Origin of the sequence: Desulfonatronovibrio hydrogenovorans DSM 9292, from assembly GCF_000686525.1 — a bacterium.
Lineage (GTDB): Bacteria > Desulfobacterota > Desulfovibrionia > Desulfovibrionales > Desulfonatronovibrionaceae > Desulfonatronovibrio > Desulfonatronovibrio hydrogenovorans.
Window position 1 is genome coordinate 43,428 of the sequence record NZ_JMKT01000001.1, and the last position, 19,909, is coordinate 63,336.

The following is a 19,909-nucleotide window of genomic DNA, read 5'->3' on the forward strand; positions in this document are numbered from 1 at the left end:
ATTATCCGCCCAGGTAGGCCTTGCGTACTTCTGGGTTTTTCAGCAGCTTGTCAGCCCTGTCCTCCAGGACTATCCGGCCCACTTCCATCACATATCCCCTGTGGGCCAGTTTCAGGGCGGCCCTGGCATTTTGCTCCACCAAAAGCACGGTAACTCCGCTTTCATTGATCTGCCTTATGGTTTCAAAGATGGACTTGACCAGGATGGGAGCCAGGCCAAGGCTTGGCTCGTCCAAAAGAAGAATCTTGGGATTGGCCATGAGTCCCCTGGCAATGGCCAGCATCTGCTGCTCTCCCCCGGACAGGGTACCTGCCAGCTGTTCCTTTCGTTCCTCGAGCCTGGGGAACAGGGTAAAGATCCATCTCAGGGTCTTTTTGGTCAGGTCTTTGTCGGAAATGGTAAAGGCTCCCAGATCAAGATTCTCCTGCACAGTCAAGGTGGAGAAGACCCTCCTGCCCTCCGGCACCTGGGCTATGCCATGGCTGACAACTTCGTGGGCCTGGAGCCTGCTGATTTCCAGATCCCTCAGGAAAATACCCCCTTTTACCGGAGGTACCAGCCCGCTGATGGTCATAAGGGTGGTGGACTTGCCAGCCCCGTTGGCCCCCAGGATGGTGACAATCTCTCCGTCCTCCACTTCCAGATTTATACCGTGCAATGCTTCCACATTGCCGTAGTTCACATAAAGGTCCTTAACGGTTAAGAGCATGGTTAATCCTCATCCTCGTCTATTCCCAGATAGGCCTCAATGACCCGCTGATTCTGGGTGATTTCCTGGGGGGTGCCCTGGGCTATTTTAGCACCGTGTTCAAGGACCACTATGTCTTCACAGATGCGCATGACCAGGTTCATGTCATGTTCGATCAAAAGAACTGTCAGACCCCTGTCCTGCATTTTACCTATCAGCCCTACCAGCAGCTGGGTTTCATAATCATTCATACCCCCGGCAGGCTCGTCCAGGACAATGAGCTTGGGATTGGTGGCCAGAGCTCTGGCTATTTCCAGAAGTCTCTGATTGCCGTAGGACAGGTTCATGGCCTTGGACTCAAGGTGCTCCCTGAGACCAACAAATTCCAGTTCCTGCAGAGCCCGGCCCAAGGCCATTTTTTCTTCTCTGCGCTGGGACGGCAGACTGAGCATGGCAGAAAGAACTCCTGAACGCATCCTGCAGTGGCAGCCGGCCAGGACATTCTCCAGCACGGACAGATTCTTGAACAGGCGAATGGTCTGAAAAGTTCTGGCAATACCCAGGGATACGATTCTGTTGGTCTTAAGTCCGACAATATTCTGGCCGTCAAAGAGAATCTGGCCCTGGTCCGGAGCATAGTTACCGGTAATGAGATTAAAAACCGTGGTCTTGCCTGCGCCGTTGGGTCCGATAAGGCCTACGATCTTACCCTTTTCAACTTCAAAGTCGACATCATTTACCGCCATCAGTCCGCCGAACTTCTTGGTCAAATTTTTGATGCTCAGCAGCGTCATAAGGTCTTGTCTCCGGGTTTTATTTTATGAAGGGGATATTTACGGGACAGCGGAGGCAGGAAGCCCTGGGGTCTGAAGACCATCATGGCCACCATTGCTGCACCGAACACCAGCATCCTGGCCCCGGCAAACTGTCGAAAAATCTCAGGAAGGCCGATTATCAGAAATGCACCCAGAATAACTCCTCGAATACTTCCCGAGCCTCCCAGAATAACAATGACAAACAAAATGACCGATTCCCAGAAATTAAAGGATTCCGGGGAAATAAGCATCATCTTGGAAGCATAGATATTGCCCACCATGCCCGCCCAGAATGCGCCCAGGACAAAGGCGATCAGCTTGTAGTAGGCAATATCGACTCCGCTGCCTTCTGCAGCAACTTCGTCATTTTTTATGTAATTCAAAGCCCGGACAAAACGCGATTTTTCCAGTTGGTGAAAAAGAAAAACGCTCAGAGCCAGGAACGCCCAGATATAATAGAAAAACTCATGAGGCCTGCGGATAGTGAAGCCAAAAAACTCCGGCCTGGAAATGCCGAAGATTCCGTTGGAACCACCGGTAATTCCGAAAACATTGTTCACCAGCGCAATGCGGACCACCTCGACAATGGCGATGGTCACAATGAGCAGATAATCCCCGCGCAAATGAATTATGGGCCTGGCCACAAGATAGGCAAAAAGGGCTGCTGCAGCCCCGCTCACCGGAAGCAGCAGCAGAATGGGGACACTGTAGGACGTGTTCAGAATAGCCGTGGTGTAGGCCCCCACAGCAAAAAAAGCAGCATGGCCCATGTGAAAAAGCCCGGTGTAGCCCACAATAAAATTCAGACTCAGGGCCAGAATGGCGTACAGGCCGATATTGTTGATGACGTCAATCCAGTAGGCATTGAGGAAAAACGGACAGGAAAATATCGCCGCTGAAAAGGCCAGGACCAGGATGGTGTTTTTGTGTTTAAGCATGCTTTGCTTCCTGCTTGGATTTAATAGATCAGACCTTGTCCGCGACCCGTTCCCCCAGAATTCCGGTGGGCCGGAAAATGAGGATCAGGATGAGCACCATGAAGGCGATGCCGTCTTTCCAGGCAGTGGAAATAAAAGCTGCTCCCATGGCCTCAATGACCCCCAGCAGGAGACCGCCCAGCATGGCTCCGGGGATATTGCCGATTCCCCCCAGCACAGCCGCGATAAAGGCCTTGAGTCCGTACGACCAGCCCATGGTAAAGTTGACCTGGCCGTAATACAGGCCGACCATGACTCCAGCTGCTCCGCCCAGGGCCGGTCCGATAAGAAAGACCAGGGAGATGATCCGGTTGACGTTTATACCCATCAGCCTGGCAGCCCCATGGTCAATGGCCACCGCTCTGATGGCTGTTCCGGTTCTGGTTTTCTGAACAAAAAAGTACAGGATGCCCATGAGCACAATGGAGGTCACCAGGACAAGTATGCGCAGCAGGGGTACGTCAAGCCCCAGGATATTCAGGGTAATCCTGGGAAGGATATCATCCGGGTAGACCCTGAACCTGGGACCCCAGATAAGCATGACCATATTGGAAAAAAAGATTGATGCTCCAAGGGCGGAAACCACTGCGGAAAGCCTGTCAGCCTGTCTCACCGGACGGTAAGCCACTCTTTCCAGAATCACTCCGACAATACCCACCAGGGCCATGACCATCATGATCAGGATCAGAATCCCGAAAAAGGGATTGAGAAAGGCTGTCACCGTGTACGCGGTAAGGATGGTCAGCCCCAGGTATGAGCCGATGGTAAACAGATCACCGTGGGCAAAGTTGATGAGCCTCATTACACCATAGACCATGGTGTAGCCCAGGGCGATAAGGGCATAGATCCCGCCTACGGCCAGACCGTTTATGAGCTGTTCAAAGAAAAATTCCATTTCTTTTTATCCGGAGTTAGATGATGCAAAGGGACAAAACATCAGCGGGCCATATGTGAGTGCCCGGCTGCAGCCGGACTTATAAGCAGCAAAAGGAATGAAAGGCGCACCAGAAAAGTCCGGTGCGCCTTTAAAGTCAGGTCAGTTAGTCCTGCATGACAAAGTTGCCTTCACCGTCAACCCGGTACAGGCGGTACAGTTCACCCACCCGGTCCCCGTGCTGGTCAAAGGCAATATTTCCGGTCAGGCCTTCAATGTTCAACTCATTATGCATGTAGGCGGCCAGCTCATCCTTGTCCAGGCTGCCTGTGGCCTTCATGGCTTCAGCCAGGACCAGAAAGCCGTCCCCGGCCAGAACCGCCCAGATGGAGCCCGGGTTGGAGCCGTGCTTGCTGTTATATGCAGCCAGAAAATTCTGAGCCTGAGGTGTAGCCAGATCCTGGGGCACAGGCGGACTCAAAAAGTAGAAGCCCTCAGCAGCAGCCCGGCCGGCAATGGCCACCAGATCGGGATTATTGGTGGCGTCACCCCCGATAAAGGGAACATCCCAGTTCATTTCATTTTTCTGTCTGAGAAGAAGCCCGGCCTCGGGAAAATATCCGGTAAAAAAGACCACTTCAGGGCCGGCATTTCTCAGTCTGGACAAAATCGTACTGTAATCGCGCTCACCTGGGGTCAGGGCGTCGAAAAACACTATTTCCTTGTTGTCCTGCTCCAGAAGCCCCCTGGTTTCATCGGCCAGGCCCCGGGCATAGGATGTGCTGTCATGGAGAATGGCCACTTTATTATAGCCCATGGCCGCAATGGTCTCGGCAGCAACCCGCCCCTGTTCGTCGTCCCTGGGGGAGGTGCGGAAAAAATACTTGAGGCCTTTCTGGGTCAGACGGATGGAGGTCGCACCGTTGGCGATCTGAATAATGCCATAATCATCATAGATGTTCTGGGTTGCCTCGGTGATGGACGATCCATAGGTTCCGATTACAGCTGCAACGTTCCGGGTGGCCAGCCTGTTGGCTGCAGAAACAGCGGTCCTGGGATCGCCGCCATCATCCTCCACCAGGATCCTGACCTGCTGACCGTTGATTCCCCCTGCTGCATTGACTTCCTCAGCCAGCAGCTGGACAATATCCCTCATGTCCTGACCTTCACTGGCCCAGGAACCGGTCAGAGGGCACATGAGACCGATGCGTATTTCTGCCCAGGCATTACCTGCGCCAAAGAATAGAGCCATTGCCAGGGATAAAACCAGGAGTTTGATCCGTGTCTTCATCTACTGCCTCCTAAAACAAGGTTGAAAGTTTTACCTGCCTTGAGTTGCCAGACCATGGGGATGGGGCCAGATCACAAAATTGTAAATAAAATCTCCATGGTAACTGATATCTGATAATAGAAATAACGGATCAAATCAAGAATAAATCAACATCTGAAGTTGCCCTGCCAAAGAATGTCAGACCAGTTCTATCTTCTTGATGATAACAGGCTCCTTGGGCACGTCATCATGAAAGCCCCATTTCCCGGTCTGGACCTGGGCCATCTTGTCCACAACATCCATGCCCTCGACCACTCTGGCAAATACCGCATATCCGAAGTCCCTGGCCCCATGGTCCAGGAAATGATTGTCCGCAAGGTTGATGAAAAACTGGCTGGTGGCGCTGTCCTTGTCCTGGGTCCTGGCCATGGCCAGGGTGCCGCGCATATTCAAAAGGCCATTTTTGGCCTCGTTCTTTATGGGCGGATCAGTCTTTTTTTCAGCCATACCCTCGGTCATGCCCCCTCCCTGGATCATGAATCCGGGAATGACCCGGTGAAATATGGTCTCATTATAAAAGCCCTTTTCAATATAGTTCAAAAAATTCTCAACCGTGACCGGAGCCCGGTCAGCTTCCAGCTCAATAGTAACATCTCCGTGATTCGTCTGCATTAGTACCTGCATTGTTTTCTCCAAGTAAAATGTTTATGATCTATATTAAAGATCCAGGCCAACAGGCTCAAAAAATATTAGCTTTATGCCGGCTGTTTTGCAATCCGCTATTTGTCCGGCCTAACAGTGTATTGAAAAAGTCATTATCAGACAGGCTGTTCAAAAATTCCAAGGGCAAGAAACAAAAAAGTTCAAGGTTGCAGCGTAATTATCCATACGTAAGAGTTTGAACTTTTGGAGCGACCAAGCCAATTGGGAGAATTTCAACAGTCTGCTAAGGACTGCCCTGTTGTCCTCCCCGATCCAGAGACAGAACCCGAAAAAAGCCCGGCCGGGCAAAAGGAAGCATTATGAGTCACAGGTTTGATTATGATCTGGGAATAATCGGTGGTGGAGCTGCCGGCCTGACTGCTGCCTCGGGCGCGGCCCGGCTGGGTGCCAAGACCCTGCTCATTGAAAAAGAAGAAAAACTGGGTGGAGACTGTCTGCATTACGGCTGCGTTCCCAGCAAGGCCCTGATTCATTCGGCCAAGGCCCTGCATACCATAAAAGATTCGCAGAGGTATGGCTTGCCCAGGGTGGATCCCGGCCCGGTGGATTATGCCCGGATCAGACAGAGGATAATAGATGTCATTTCCGTAATCCAGAAGCATGATTCAGAAGAGCGGTTCTGCCGGCTGGGCGCTGAGGTCAGGTTCGGCCGGGCCAGATTTGTGGACGAACACAGCATCCAGCTGGAGAGCAGAAAACTGTCCGCTGCAAAATGGCTCATAGCCACGGGCTCTTCCCCGGCTGTTCCCCCCATACCCGGCCTGAACAGGACATCCTATATCACCAACAAGGAACTATTTTATCTGGACCGCCTTCCGGAGTCCATGATCGTCCTGGGCGGTGGACCCATTGCCGTGGAAATGGCCCAGGCCATGAACAGGCTGGGGGTAAAAGTATCGGTTATTCAGAGAAGCCCGCAGATCCTGACTAGAGAAGACCGGGACATGGCTGACCAGCTGCTTCAGATCCTTCAGGCAGAAGGAGTCGATTTCTATCTTGGGGCATCAGCTGCAGGAGTCAGAGACCATGGCCGGCAAAAGGAAATCCTTTTTAAACAGGCAAATGGAGATGAAAAAAGAGTCACTGCTGAAACAATCCTTGTTGCCCTGGGCAGGACTCCCAATACAGAGGGGCTTGACCTGGAAAATGCCGGGGTCAAATTCGGTCCCAGGGGAATTCAGGTGGATGCCAGGCTCAGGACTTCTCAGAAACATATCTTTGCTGCCGGGGACATAACCGGTGATTATCAGTTCACCCACACGGCCGGATATGAAAGCGGAATTGTTCTGGCTAATGCGATTTTTCGTCTGCCCAGAAAAGCAGACTACACCATTATGCCCTGGTGCACTTATACGGATCCGGAACTGGCCAGCGTGGGCCTTAACGAAAAAAGGGCGGCCCTGGCCGGCATTGATCATACAGTCTGGACCGAGGAATTTTCCGGCAATGACCGCAGCCTGACCATGGGCAACACTAATGGTAAGATCAAAATGATCCTGAATAACCGGGAAAAAGTAATCGGGGTCCAGATCCTGGGGCCAAGTGCAGGTGAACTCATCAATGAATGGGTGGCGGCCTTAAGCGGCAAAATAAAGCTTACCACCCTGGCCTCGGCTGTTCATCCGTATCCTACCCTTGGCGAGATCAGCAAACGGGTGGCTGGATCATACCTGGCTCCAAAGATCTTTTCCAAAAAGATCCAAAAAGGACTCAAATTCTTTTTCAGCCTTAAGGGCCGGTCCTGCAGCTGAACAGACCTGCAAAGGATCAACCCTTAGTGTCCAGACAGTGCACCAAAGGATAAAATTTCAATCTACCCATTGACTTTTTCTATGGAATATTCTGTTTTATATTCAATGCGCCAATATGTTTGTCTCAGGTTCTTTATAACCCTGCGACAGTACTCCTTAAGGAGGGTTGCTTATGAAAAATGATGATCTGAAAAAAATGCTGACCACCATCTGCCTGACCGGACTTCTGGCCGGCTCAGGCATTGGAATATCAGCATGCAATGCCAGCGGATGAGGATCTTCCAACAGCAATGCGGTCGGCAATGCCAATGGAAGCGGCTGAGGAGCAACCAACGGAGACGCAGGTAGCGCTCCAGCAGGAAGCGGTTGAGGTGCAACTGACATCGGTGCCGGGGGCACCGATGATAGTGACCAGGAACCCAAGCCAACTCCCGCACCCAGCGGTTGAGGCGGAGGCTCCAATTAGCGCAGTTGGCGCTGATTTCCAACGCTCAGGGCGGCGGCATCAGGCGCATTTGCTCCGCCCATCCTGAAAAAAATGCCGGACAAAAATACCCTAGAAACAGCCTGCCCATCCTGCCGGGCAATACTGGGCCAGGACGCGTGGTCTCAGGTCTGTGCCCGATATCTCCTTGACAGCCCTGATGATTTTCCTGATTTCCTGGACCAGCTTGAAACCCTTCCTCCGGGCCTAGCTTTTATTCCGGACCTGGCCAGGCTTGAGCTGGCAGTGGCCAGGATAGCCGAATGTATTCCAGCTGAACCTGTGGGCAGTCATGATGTAAACACCTGCCTTGAACTGCTGGATCTTGACTGGTCCGGCCTCTGCTCCCTGGTAAAAAACAGAAACAGGGAGAAAACCAGTCCACCCAGAAACATCAAGGAAAAGGTCCTGGTGTGGAAACAGGGTGATGAAATTCTATTCAGGCCGGCAACTGCCAATGATCTTCTGGCCCTGAAGCTGGTCCTGGAGAACATAAACATCTCTGAAGCAGCAAAAATTGCCAACCGCCCTTCTTCTTATATCTGGCCGGTGATCAATGAAGCCAGGCGTAATGGCATCCTGGTGGGGGAAAAAACCAGAATAGCCAGAGACCCTGAAGTATTTGAAGTCAAATCCCACCTTGCCCCCAAATATCAGCAAGCAGATGTGTTCACCCTGCAGTGGCACATAACTCAGGCCTGTGATTTAAATTGCAAACATTGCTACGGCAGGGAAAGCCGGAATCATCTGGACCTGGACAGTGCCTTGAGGATACTGGATGAATTCCAGCACTTCTGTAAAAACAAGAATGTCCATGGCCAGGTCAGCCTGACCGGGGGTAATCCACTTCTTCACCCTGATCTGGAAACAATCCATGCAGCAGCTTCAGGCATGGGCTTTACAGTAGGCATCCTGGGCAATCCCACTTCAGAAGATCAGCTGAAAAAGCTGCTGAAAAAAGGACCGATCTCCTTTTTTCAGGTCAGTCTGGAAGGCCAGGAAGAACACAATGACTATATCCGCGGCCAAGGACATTATAAAAAAGTCCTGGGGTTTTTAGATGTCTTGAAAAAACTGGATATATACTCCATGGTTATGCTCACCCTGACCAGGGCCAATGCAGGCCAGGTCCTTTGCCTGGCCCGGGAGATCCAGGACAGGGCTGACCTCTTCACCTTCAACCGGTTGTCAATGGTGGGGAGTGGAGCTCATCTGACTCCGGCTGGGCAGGATGAGTTCAATGAACTTCTGGCCGACTACCAGGAGCAGGCCAGAACCATGTCAGTCATGGGATTCAAGGACAATCTGCTTAATCTTTTCAGGTTCAGGCATGGACGCCAGCTATTCGGCGGCTGCACCGGTTATGGGTGCGGCGCAGCCTTTAATTTTGTTTCCGTGCTTTGCGACGGAGAGGTTCACGCCTGCAGGAAATTTCCCTCCAGGCTGGGCAGTATTTATGATAACAGCCTGGAACAGATTTATGATTCCCAAGTTGCCGCTAAATACAGGAAAGGATCAAAAGGGTGTGTTGGCTGCGCCATCAGACATGTCTGCGGAGGATGCCTGGCAGTGACCTACAGCCATGGCCTGGACATATTCCAGGACCGTGACCCCTATTGCTGGATGAACCAGAGCCAGGAGAAGTTCAGATAAAGTGAACATGCTGCTCATGGATCAGGAGCTGGTCATCAGACTCAGCTTTTTTCTAGGGATTTTTTCAATTATGGCCCTGTGGGAAAACAGATATCCCAGACGAAAGCTGACCCAGCCAAAGTGGAAAAGATGGCTCAACAACCTGGGCCTGACCCTGTTCAATTCTGTTCTGCTCAGGATTCTCTTCCCTGTGGCTGCAGTAGGTGTAGCCATCCTGGCCCAGAACAATCAGTGGGGGCTGTTCCAGCAGCTGGCTGTTCACCAGATCCTGGCCGGAATTGTATCCATAATCATCCTTGATTTTGCCATTTATTCCCAGCACCTTATTTTCCATAAGGTTCCCATTTTGTGGCGCCTGCACCGGATGCACCACACTGACCTGGATATTGACGTGACCACCGGGGCAAGGTTTCACCCGGTTGAAATCATTCTGTCCATGCTCATCAAGATCGGGATTGTTCTGGCCCTGGGAGCTCCGGCCTGGTCTGTGGTTGTTTTTGAGGTTATCCTCAATGCCACGTCCATGTTCAATCACAGCAATGCATACCTAAAGGCTTCCATTGACCGTTTCCTGAGGCTCATGGTGGTGACCCCGGACATGCACCGGGTCCACCATTCTGTGCTCATCAAAGAGACAGACAGCAATTACGGTTTTAACTTTCCCTGGTGGGACCGGCTGCTGGGAACCTACACCGATCAGCCTAAAGCTGGACATGATAAAATGACCATTGGCCTGGCCAACTACCGTGATCCAAAATGGCTCAGGCTGGAATGGATGCTTTTCACTCCTTTTGCCCGCTGGTATCGCTAAAACAACAACTGTCTGAATCAACGGTCCTGCTGTATAAGTATCCTGTCTCCAGACTGCTGCCCGTCTAAGCAGACGGCTTAAGGTCAAAGCCTTTATATTGCCTGAGTTTTATGGCATAGAAATCCTGGAGTATCTCAAATTTCTTGTTCAATCCTATGGTATTATACTGAACCTTCAAGACAAATGAGCTTTATCACTTTCATCCAGTTCAACTCCGGGCTGATCCTGGAATACACCCTGAACCACATTTCCCTGGTCCTGACTGTCCTGGTTTTTTCTCTGGGCCTGTGGATCTTCACCGGTCTGGTCATCAGCAGGTATGACCGGCTGGCCGGGACAATCATCAGCCTGAGCAACATACTTTTCTGCATCCCCAGCATATCCCTGTTCGGCCTGCTCATGACCGTTCCAGGTCTTGGACTGGGCCGGAGGACAGCGGTCCTGGTTCTGGTGCTTTATGCCATGATGCCCCTGGTCCGCAGCGTTTATCTGGGCATCAAATCCGTAGATCAAAGTGTCATGGAAGCCGGAAAGGGCATGGGCATGACCCGGACCCAGATATTGTTCAGAATCCAGATACCCATGGCCTGGCCCATGGTCTTTACAGGCATCCGGGTTTCTCTGGTCCTGATCACCGGCATTGCCACCATGGCCACCTTTATCGGGGAAAAAAACCTCGGCCGGCTCATCCATCAGGGCATTACCAGAGGCAATGCTGATATGATTATTGCCGGAGCAATCATGGTCTCCATAATCGCCCTGGCCCTGGACTTTATCATGGGACGCATTGAAAAAAGGATCATTTCGCCCGGACTGAGATACCAGGCTGGTGACAGGTAACATGATAGTACTGGACAAGATATGCAAGACCTTCCCCGGAAGTCGTACTCCAGCGGTTGACCAGATCAGTTTTCAGGTCAACCAGGGCAATATCTGTGTGTTTGTCGGTCCTTCCGGATGCGGCAAGACAACTATCCTGCGCATGATCAACCGCCTGGAAGAGCCGGACAGTGGTCAGATAAGCGTCAACAACCGTAATATTAAAAATCTGAATCCTGATATTCTGCGCAGGACCATGGGATATGTAATTCAGCAGATCGGGCTGCTGCCCCATAAGACCATTGAACAAAACGTCTCCCTGGTTCCGGAATTGCTGGGCTGGTCAAAAAGCAAAACCGCGGCCAGGGTCCTGGAACTGCTGAGCCTGGTTGGGCTGGATCCCGATCAGGTCAGACATAAGTATCCCCATCAGCTCAGTGGAGGGCAGTCCCAGCGGGTGGGTGTGGCCAGGGCCATGGCTGCTGACCCGCCCATAATGCTCATGGACGAGCCTTTTGGTGCAGTGGACCCCATTGTCCGGGTCCATCTTCAGGATGAATTCATACGTCTGCAGCAGAAACTGAAAAAAACCATCTGCTTTGTTACCCACGACATCAACGAGGCCATCAAGATGGGCGATTACCTGATAGTTCTCAACCAGGGCCGCCTCATCCAGATGGGAACTCCCATTGAAGTTTTAACTGAACCAGCTGATGCCTTTGTCTTGGACCTGCTGGGCAATGACCGCGGGGTCAAGATCCTGGATCTGACCAGGTCCGAAACCCTGATGGAGCCCCTGGACCAGACCCCGGAAAATCTCGACCCATGCCTGGTTCAGGCTCTTGAACCGGTCAAAATCGCCCTGGAGCTGATGATGAAGAACAACACCGACCAGGTCGGGGTGTGCAGGAACGGACAGCTGGTTGGCATTCTCAGCTGGAACAGGATCAAACAGTACATCAACCGGGTCAGCGGAGAAGGAACATGAACTTTGACATGAACCTGTTCATGCACGCCATGACCAGTCAGGCTCCGCAATACCTCATCGAACACCTGCAACTGGTCATCATTCCTCTGGGCATTGCCGTACTCATCTCTTTGCCTGTGGGGATCATCCTGACCAGACCTGGCCAGGCCCATCTTGCCGATAGAATCATGATCCTGTTCAACGCTGGCCAGACCATCCCCCCTTTAGCGGTGATTGCTGTCTTTTTTCCCTTTCTGGGCCTTGGTTATGGTCCGGCCATCCTGGCCCTGACCATTTACGCCCTCCTGCCCATAGCCCGAAACACCATTACCGCTATTTCAGCTGTTCCCCATGAAGTCAAAGAAGCTGCCCGAGGCATGGGCATGACTCCAGGGCAGATCCTGTTCCGGGTGGAACTGCCCCTGGGCGTTCCAACCATCATGTCCGGAATCAGGACCTCGGCAGTGCTCACAGTGAGTACTGCTGTTCTGGCCGCACTGGTGGGAGGCAAAGGCATGGGTGCAATAATCTTTGCCGGAATCAACTTTTTCCGGGCTGAACTGATCCTGGCCGGGACAATATTCATCGGCCTGATGGCTATAGCCTTTGAGCGGTTCATTACCCTGCTTGAACGGCTTTTGGCTCCGGCCCATTTGAAATAATCCAGGACATGAAGTAGGCATTAACTGACTGGCCGACATTTCAGTCCGCTAGGAGTGTCTGCTGATCAACCCACTGATTTTTGAACCTCAGCCAAGGAGGACTTGTGAAAACCCTGAACATTCTCGTCATGACCTTGCTTTTGGTCACTGTAATACTATCCGGCTGCGCATCAGAATCAGACCCTGATGGCAAAAAGACCATCAAACTGGCCACCTCTGCAGAATGGACCCAGCGCGCCGACGGCCTGCCCCACTTTCAGGAACACTATGGATTTGAATTTCCGGAGCTGGCAGTTGTTGATCTCGGTCTGGCTTACCAGGCAGTCGGAACCGGTATGGCCGATGTAGGGATTGGCGATGCAACCGAAGGTCGAATCATTCAGTATGATCTTGTGGTACTTGAAGACGATCAGCTTTTTTTCCCTGCCTATAACCCGGCTCCTGTTGTCCGTTCAAAACTCCTCAAGACTTATCCTGAACTTCCCGAGGTCATCCACGAACTCTCTTCCCGTCTGGACCTGGAAACCCTGACCAGGCTGAACAAGATGGTCTCAGTGGACCAGACCATGCCCCAGGAAGCTGCCAGAAAATATCTTCTGGAACAGAATCTGATCCAGGATCAGTCACCGGAAAAAGACCCTCAAAAAGAAATTCCCATCGTGGTCAGCAGCAAGACCTTTACCGAGGCCCTGATTCTGGGATACTTGACCAGTTACCTGCTTGAGGACCGGGGCTATACCGTTGTTGATGAAATCGGGCTGGGCGAAACAGCTGTGATCACTCCAGCCCTTTTTTCTGGTCAGATTGATCTTTATTGGGAATATACCGGAACCGGACTGATGAATGTCATGAGACATACTGAAGTAGTCACCGATCCCCGGGAATGCTATGGACTGGTTAAAAACTGGTATCTGGAAAACCATGATGTGCTCTGGCTGGACTATGCCCCGGCTAATAACACTTTTGTCCTGTTTACCTCCAGGGACCTGCATGAACAATACGGATGGAACAAAATCTCAGACTTGGGTGTATATCTGAGCCAGTAGCTAAAAATGGTCGCCCCGGCCATAGGCACAAGCCAAGACCTGCCATAATCCTCCCTGGAATCCTCAGGGCACCATCCCAAGTTGAGCCCGGCCCGGAACACCCGAAACCACCAGGCCGGGCTTCTTTTTCAGGCTGTTTCTTGCCCACCCTGGCCATGTGCTGCTCAATCTGCACAAAAGTGCATAACCTTGCACCATTGCCAGGACAATGTCCAAATCAATCAAAACTGGCTGTCTGGAAAACCTCAGGGTTGTCCCCTGATCCTGATCTCCAGAGAAATCATTTGGCAGACAACTCTTCCTTACGTTAACACCCCTGGCTCTTTAACATGAATACATGATAATATTCAGACATATTATCTTCTCCGTAGTAGGCCATAACCCCAGGCCGACTCCAGCAACCAGGAACAGCAACCTCCATCTGAGCATGGCATGCAGATTGCTATTCAATCTTTCGGGCCGTGCTTTACCCAGTGCCTGCTGACCTGGCTTCAGGCTGGATGAATATTTCCGGACCAAAGTTTACTTTGCCAGGCAGAATGCTTATTGTCTTTTACCTTATTTTGTGCCCTTAAATTGCCTCAGGAATAGTCAATGAAAAAAATCTTTGGATATGTTGTGCTTGCTGCCCTGGTCTTTTTTCTGGTCCAGAAAATCTATGTTGAGGTTTTCCGTCAGACCGATGCTCCGGGCAGATCAGGCATGCCTGCCCAGGCTGTACAGGTCCAGCCGGTCAGGATCGCCACCCTCTATCATACTGCCCAACTGACCGGCAGCCTCAGGGCGGAAAATGAATTCATTCTGGCCCCCAAGGTTTCCGGAAGGCTGGACAAACTCTATGTGGACATTGGAGATCAAGTCAGAAAAGGGGATGTCATCGCCAGGCTGGACAATGAAGAATACCAGCGTCAGGTTCAGGTGGCCCAGGCTGAACTGGAAGTGGCCAGGGCCGGCCTGGGGGAGAGTGCCAGCGAACTTGAAGTCTCCCGCCGGGAACTGGACCGGGCCCTGCGCCTGGCAGCAAGTGACAGCCTTTCCCAGTCCGAGCTGGATCAGGTCCAGGCCAATTTTGATGTACGCCAGGCCCGGCATGAAGTTGCCCAGGCCCAGGTCAGACAAAAGCAGGCCGCACTGGAAGCGGCCAGGATCAGGCTGTCTTATACCATTATCAGGGCAACCTGGGAGGGCGGGGCTGAAGCCCGCAGGATCGGCCAGAAATTCGCCAACCAGGGTGCCATGCTCCAGGCCAACGAGCCCATTGTCTCTATTATCACCTCTAAAAACCTGATTGCTGTGGTCAATGTTATTGAGCGCGACTTTCCTTTCATCCGGACCGGTCAGACTGCCAGAATCAGGGCAGATGCCTATCCGGACCAGAGTTTTGAGGGACAGGTGATCCGCTTTTCTCCTGTTCTGGATGAAGCCTCCCGCCAGGGCCGGGTTGAGGTACTGGTACCCAATCCAGATGGGATCCTGGCTCCGGGCATGTTCGCTCGGGTATCCATCCGTTTTTCAGAACATCCGGATGTAACCGCAGTCCCGGCTGAGGCCCTGGCCAGACGGCAGGGATACCAGGGGGTGTTCATGGTTGATGAACAGAGTATGCAGGCCAGTTTTGTCCCGGTCACAGTCGGGCTTGTTGACGGCGGTCTGGCCGAAATCAGGGAGCCCGACCTGGAAGGAGTAGTGGTCACCCTGGGCCAGCACTTGCTGGAGGACGGCATGCAGGTGATCATTCCTGAGCAGCATCCCCGGCAGGAGGCGGTTCAAAACTGATAAGCATTAACAGCACCTTAGCGACAGAGTGGACCAGGACCACCAGGCTGGAAACAATTCTGTTCTCCCGGCCCTTGGCTGATCTTTTGCAATGATGTACAACCCCAAAGTTTAAATGAAAAATCTGACCATATTTTCCGTTGCCCGGCCGGTATTCGTGACCATGGCCACCTTCATTGTCCTCATCCTGGGCGCAATTTCCCTGTCCAGGGTGCCCATTGATCTCATGCCGGACATCACCTATCCCACCTTGAGTGTTCGGACCAGCTATTCCCATGCCGGGCCTGAAGAGGTGGAAACCCTGATCACCCGTCCTCTGGAACGGGCCTTCAGTGCTGTCCCCGGGGTGGAAGAAATATATTCCCGTTCCACTGAAGGCTTAAGCGATATCCGGATCACCTTTGCCTGGGGCACGGACCTGGATGCAGCAGCCAATGATCTGCGCGACCGGCTGGACCGGGTCATTGCCAGTCTTCCGGATGATGCCGACCGTCCAGCCCTGCGCAAATTCGATCTGGCCAGTTTTCCCATCCTCATTCTTGGTGCCTCCAGCAGACTGGATCCTGTGGAAACCAGGCGGCTCATCGAAGACGAAGTCCGCTACCGGGTGGAACGGGTTCCAGGGGTAGCTTCCCTGGACATCCGGGGGGGGCTGGACCGGGAAATCCATGTTGACCTGATCCCGGGCCGGATTCAGGCCCTGGGCCTGACCCTGGATGAAATAATCCGCAAAGTCAGGGAAGCCAATATCAACCTTCCTGCCGGAATCCTGGAAAGCGGACCCAGGGAGATCTCCATCCGGACCCTGGGCGAATTCACAGACCTGGATGAGCTGGGCCGGACCATTATTGCCGTACATGAAGGCTCTCCAGTCAGGCTCAGGGACATTGCTGACATAAAAGATTCCTGGGAACGGGTGACCAGGATTGTCCGGGTCAATGGCCAGGACGGGGTCAGACTGGCTGTGAACAAACAGTCCGGGACCAATACCGTGGAAGTTGCCAGCCAGGTCCTGCAGGAGATCGAACGCATCAACCAGGACATCCCCCAGCTGCGCATCATCCCCATTATTGACACTTCCCAGTATATCCAGAGATCCATTTCCAATGTCACCGGCGCCCTGTTTTACGGCAGTTTTTTCGCGGTCCTGGTCCTGCTCTTCTTCCTGCGCAGCATTCGCGGCACAGCCATTGTCGGTGCAGCCATCCCCATTGCCATTGTAGCCACATTCATCATCATCTATTTCGGAGGCTTTACCATCAACCTCATGACCCTGGGCGGTCTGGCCCTGGGCGTAGGCATGCTGGTGGACAACTCCATCGTGGTCCTGGAAAATATTCACCGCCACCGGGAAGGAGGCACACCCCCTGTTCAGGCGGCCATCAAGGGATCAGGCGAAGTGGCTGCAGCCATCACCGCCAGTACCCTGACCACCCTGGCAGTTTTTGTCCCTTTGATCTTTGTCCGGGGCATGGCCGGGGTCATGTTTTCCCAGCTGGCTTATGTAGTCGGTTTTGCTCTGCTCTGCTCTCTGGCTGTGGCCCTGACCCTGGTGCCCATGCTCTCCTCCAAGTTTTTGATCCCCGTCACCAGGGATAAATCCCAGGACCCCTGTCTGAAGAACAGACTGTACGCCATGTCCTGCAGATTCTTTGCAAGCCTGGATGAGTCCTACAGGTCCATTTTAAGCTATTGCCTCAGGCACCGCTTCCAGACTATCGGGCTGGCCGGCCTGCTTTTGGCGGGCAGCCTGGCCCTGATTCCCCTTATCGGAACCGAAATGATGCCTCAGACCGATGAAGGGGAGGTCAGAATCAACCTGGAAATGGATGTGGGGAGCAAGCTGTCCGATCTTGATGCTGCAGCCCTGCAGGTTGAGCAGATCATCAGAAACCAGGTCCCTGAGATCGACAGTCTGATCACCATGCTCGGCGGAGCAGGCTGGCGGTTTTCCGGATCCCACCTGGGCGAAATCAGGATCAGCCTCAAGGAACAGCGCTACAGAGAGCGGTCCAGCCAGGAGGTGGCAGCTGACCTGCGGAGCAAGCTGAACCGGATTCCAGGAGTAACCATCAGGACCAGGGCCGGTCAGGGTCTGTTCATTCTGCGTCTGGGCACTTCCGACGGTGACCGGATTGAAGTGGAAATCCGGGGTTATGATCTGGATACAGCCCAGGCCCTGGCCGAACGCGTCCAGGAAATTGTGGAGAATGTCCAGGGCGTAGGTGTTGCCACCATCAGCCGGGAATCAGGCATGCCTGAGGAAAGAATCATCGTCAACCGGGACCGGGCTGAAAGCATGGGGGTCACGGTTTCCACTGTAGGCAACGCAGTGCAGACGGTTTTGTCAGGCACGGTGGCCGGAAACTTCAGAGACCAGGGCGATGAATATTCCATTCTGGTCAAACTGAAGCAAGCTGAACTTTTGCCTCTGCATGAACTTCTGGACATAACCGTTGCCGGTCTCGGTGGACACCCTGTTGCCCTGCGCAACCTGGTGGATGTCCAGTCCGGGTTCGGACCCATGAGCATTGAAAGAAAGGATCAGGAAAGAATAATCACCATTTCCACGGACATGACCGGCAGAGACCTGAGTTCAGTCATCAGCGATGTCCGTCAGGAACTGAACATGCTGCCCGTACCCCAGGGCTTCAGCATCTCCTTTGGCGGGGATTATGAAGAACAGCAGAAAGCCTTTAATGAGCTGGCCCTGGGGCTGATCCTGGCCCTGGTACTGGTCTACATGGTCATGGCCTGTTTGTATGAATCCCTGCGCGACCCGTTCATAGTCATGTTTTCCGTGCCCCTGGCCATAATCGGGGTGGTCCTCATGCTCTTTCTGACCGACACTACCTTTAATATCCAGTCATACATCGGCTGCATCATGCTTGGCGGGATCCTGGTCAACAATGCCATCCTCCTGGTGGCCCAGACCAATATGGTCCGCCAAGAAGAAGGCTATGAAATGTTTGCTGCCATTGAAGAGGTCGGACGCAGGCGGCTCAGGCCCATCCTCATGACCGCCCTGACCACCATCTTCGCCCTGATCCCCCTGGCCCTGGGCGTAGGTGAGGGAGGAGAGGCCCAGGCCCCCATGGCCAGGGCCATCATCGGCGGTCTGACCAGCTCCACCCTGATCACCCTGGTCTTTGTTCCGGTCATGTATACCTTCATCGCCAGAAAGGATGAACCTGGAAACAGGGCCCAATAAAAATGGCCCGCTTGGAAGCGGGCCATCAGGTTGACAACGGTCTAGAGGTCCTTGCCTGCGGTCATTGGCTAGCCCACGACAAACTTGAACAGAAACAGGACTGCAATGATGATCACCGGGATGGTCAGATCCCTGAACTTGCCGCTGAACATCTTAATGGCTGCGTAGGAGATGAAACCGAAACCGATTCCAGTGGCAATGGAAAAGGTCAGGGGCATGGCCAGGACCGTGACAATGGCCGGAACATATTCAGTAATATCCTTCCAGTCGATATCCATGAGATTCCTGGCCATGATGCAGGCCACAAAGACCAGGGCCGGGGCTGTGGCATAGGCTGGAATGGCTCCGGCCAGAGGGGCAAAGAACAGGCAGAGCAGGAAAAGCAGGGCTACCACCACCGCAGTCAGGCCGGTCCGCCCGCCTGCTTCAACACCAGCCAGACTTTCAATGTAACTGGTGGTGGTGGAAGTACCCATGGCCGCACCAGCCACAGTTGCAGTACTGTCAGCCATGAGCGCCCTTTTCAGCCTGGGCAGCCGGCCCTTTTCATCCAGCATGCCTGTTCCCTGGGTCACTCCCACCAGGGTGCCTGCGGTGTCGAACAGGTCGGTCAGCAGAAAAGTGAACACCACTATGAGCAGGCCCAGCTCCAGGGCTGCCATGATATCCATCTGCATGAAGGTCGGGGCCAGGCTGGGAGGCAGGGACATCAGGCCTGGGGCGGGGGTAATCTTGAACAGGACTCCGACAAGAGTAGCCGCCAGAATACTGATCATGATCGCCCCTGGGATGCGGTGGTGGGTCAGACCGACCATCAGTCCAAAGGCCAGTACAGCAATGATGACTGTAGGTTCAGTCAGACTGCCCACTGTAACCAGGGTGGCCGGGTGGGCCACAATGATCCCGGCGTTTTTCAGGCCGATGATGGCCAGAAAAAACCCGATACCACCGGCAATGGCGACTTTCAGGGTCCTGGGTATGCTGTTGATCAGCCACTCCCGGACCGGCAGGATGCTCAGGATGAAAAAGAGTACACCGGATATGAACACAGCACCCAAAGCGGTCTGCCAGGGCACTCCCATTCCCAGGACAACAGTATAGGCAAAAAAGGCATTGAGCCCCATGCCCGGGGCCTGGGCAACAGGATAGTTGGCAAGCAGGCCCATGATCAGTGTTCCAATGACTGCGGCCAGACAGGTGGCCACAAATACTGCGTCGCGGTCCATGCCGGCATCAGCCAGGATGGCCGGGTTGACAAAAATGATATAGGCCATGGTCAGAAAAGTGGTCACCCCTGCAATGACTTCCCGTTTGACCGTGGTCTTGTTTTCAGTAAGTTTGAAATACGAATCCAGCATCTTCTCTCCTACTCCTGGTTGGTA

General features: G+C 53.1%; 17 protein-coding genes. 10 read left to right on the plus strand and 7 right to left on the minus strand.

From position 1 onward, the window contains the following. Position 1 precedes the first annotated feature (1 nt). From P771_RS0100220 to P771_RS15920, 6 genes are all read right to left on the minus strand, one after another. On the minus strand, positions 2–709 hold the full coding sequence (locus tag P771_RS0100220) for an ABC transporter ATP-binding protein (protein WP_028573556.1): 708 nt from the start codon (positions 707–709) through the stop codon (positions 2–4). 2 nt (positions 710–711) lie between these two features. Then, positions 712–1,482 carry an ABC transporter ATP-binding protein gene (locus P771_RS0100225; protein ID WP_028573557.1) on the minus strand — a complete coding sequence of 257 codons (771 nt, stop codon included), beginning with the start codon at positions 1,480–1,482 and terminating at the stop codon, positions 712–714. Continuing rightward, complete coding sequence (locus P771_RS0100230) at positions 1,479–2,441, minus strand: branched-chain amino acid ABC transporter permease (RefSeq protein ID WP_028573558.1); 963 nt, start codon at positions 2,439–2,441, stop codon at positions 1,479–1,481. Before P771_RS0100230 ends, P771_RS0100225 begins: the two co-directional genes overlap by 4 nt. A 28-nt stretch (positions 2,442–2,469) precedes the next feature. Next, positions 2,470–3,375, minus strand: coding sequence for a branched-chain amino acid ABC transporter permease (locus tag P771_RS0100235; protein ID WP_028573559.1), 906 nt, complete (start codon positions 3,373–3,375; stop codon positions 2,470–2,472). A gap of 145 nt (positions 3,376–3,520) precedes the next feature. Next, positions 3,521–4,645, minus strand: a complete 1,125-nt coding sequence (locus tag P771_RS0100240) for a branched-chain amino acid ABC transporter substrate-binding protein (protein WP_028573560.1) — start codon at positions 4,643–4,645, stop codon at positions 3,521–3,523. A gap of 177 nt (positions 4,646–4,822) precedes the next feature. Next, the gene (locus P771_RS15920; protein WP_035243668.1) at positions 4,823–5,308 is read right to left on the minus strand and encodes a peptidylprolyl isomerase; all 486 of its coding nucleotides are present in this window, start codon (positions 5,306–5,308) and stop codon (positions 4,823–4,825) included. Positions 5,309–5,646: 338 nt separating this feature from the next. Here P771_RS15920 and P771_RS0100250 point away from each other — a divergent pair, with 338 nt between their 5' ends. The 10 genes from P771_RS0100250 (at position 5,647) to P771_RS0100310 (ending at position 18,527) form a co-directional block, all read left to right on the plus strand. Continuing rightward, on the plus strand, positions 5,647–7,098 hold the full coding sequence (locus P771_RS0100250; protein WP_028573561.1) for a dihydrolipoyl dehydrogenase family protein: 1,452 nt from the start codon (positions 5,647–5,649) through the stop codon (positions 7,096–7,098). A gap of 172 nt (positions 7,099–7,270) precedes the next feature. After that, entirely contained in the window at positions 7,271–7,546 is a 276-nt protein-coding gene (sbtA, locus tag P771_RS19030; RefSeq protein WP_208595922.1) for an SbtA family thio(seleno)oxazole RiPP natural product precursor, read from the plus strand. Between the two features lie 90 nt (positions 7,547–7,636). Beyond that, positions 7,637–9,235, plus strand: coding sequence for a thio(seleno)oxazole modification radical SAM maturase SbtM (gene sbtM, locus P771_RS0100265; protein ID WP_028573563.1), 1,599 nt, complete (start codon positions 7,637–7,639; stop codon positions 9,233–9,235). A 7-nt stretch (positions 9,236–9,242) separates the two neighbouring features. Beyond that, positions 9,243–10,046 (plus strand): sterol desaturase family protein, encoded by an 804-nt coding sequence (locus P771_RS15925; protein WP_035243670.1) that lies wholly within the window; start codon positions 9,243–9,245, stop codon positions 10,044–10,046. Positions 10,047–10,229: 183 nt separating this feature from the next. Further along, positions 10,230–10,886, plus strand: a complete 657-nt coding sequence (locus tag P771_RS0100280; protein ID WP_028573564.1) for an ABC transporter permease — start codon at positions 10,230–10,232, stop codon at positions 10,884–10,886. 1 nt (position 10,887) lies between these two features. After that, on the plus strand, positions 10,888–11,853 hold the full coding sequence (locus tag P771_RS0100285) for an ABC transporter ATP-binding protein (protein ID WP_028573565.1): 966 nt from the start codon (positions 10,888–10,890) through the stop codon (positions 11,851–11,853). After that, positions 11,850–12,494: an ABC transporter permease gene (locus P771_RS0100290; protein WP_028573566.1), complete on the plus strand. Its 645-nt coding sequence runs from the start codon at positions 11,850–11,852 to the stop codon at positions 12,492–12,494. Before P771_RS0100285 ends, P771_RS0100290 begins: the two co-directional genes overlap by 4 nt. A 104-nt stretch (positions 12,495–12,598) precedes the next feature. Beyond that, a complete protein-coding gene (locus P771_RS0100295) occupies positions 12,599–13,540 on the plus strand; it encodes a glycine betaine ABC transporter substrate-binding protein (protein ID WP_028573567.1) in 942 nt (313 codons plus the stop codon). A 594-nt stretch (positions 13,541–14,134) separates the two neighbouring features. Beyond that, the gene (locus tag P771_RS0100305; protein WP_028573568.1) at positions 14,135–15,316 is read left to right on the plus strand and encodes an efflux RND transporter periplasmic adaptor subunit; all 1,182 of its coding nucleotides are present in this window, start codon (positions 14,135–14,137) and stop codon (positions 15,314–15,316) included. 115 nt (positions 15,317–15,431) lie between these two features. Continuing rightward, positions 15,432–18,527, plus strand: a complete 3,096-nt coding sequence (locus tag P771_RS0100310) for an efflux RND transporter permease subunit (protein ID WP_028573569.1) — start codon at positions 15,432–15,434, stop codon at positions 18,525–18,527. A 68-nt stretch (positions 18,528–18,595) separates the two neighbouring features. On the opposite strand, the gene P771_RS0100315 is transcribed toward P771_RS0100310, so the two are convergent. Further along, entirely contained in the window at positions 18,596–19,885 is a 1,290-nt protein-coding gene (locus tag P771_RS0100315) for an NCS2 family permease (protein WP_028573570.1), read from the minus strand. Positions 19,886–19,909: the final 24 nt, after the last annotated feature.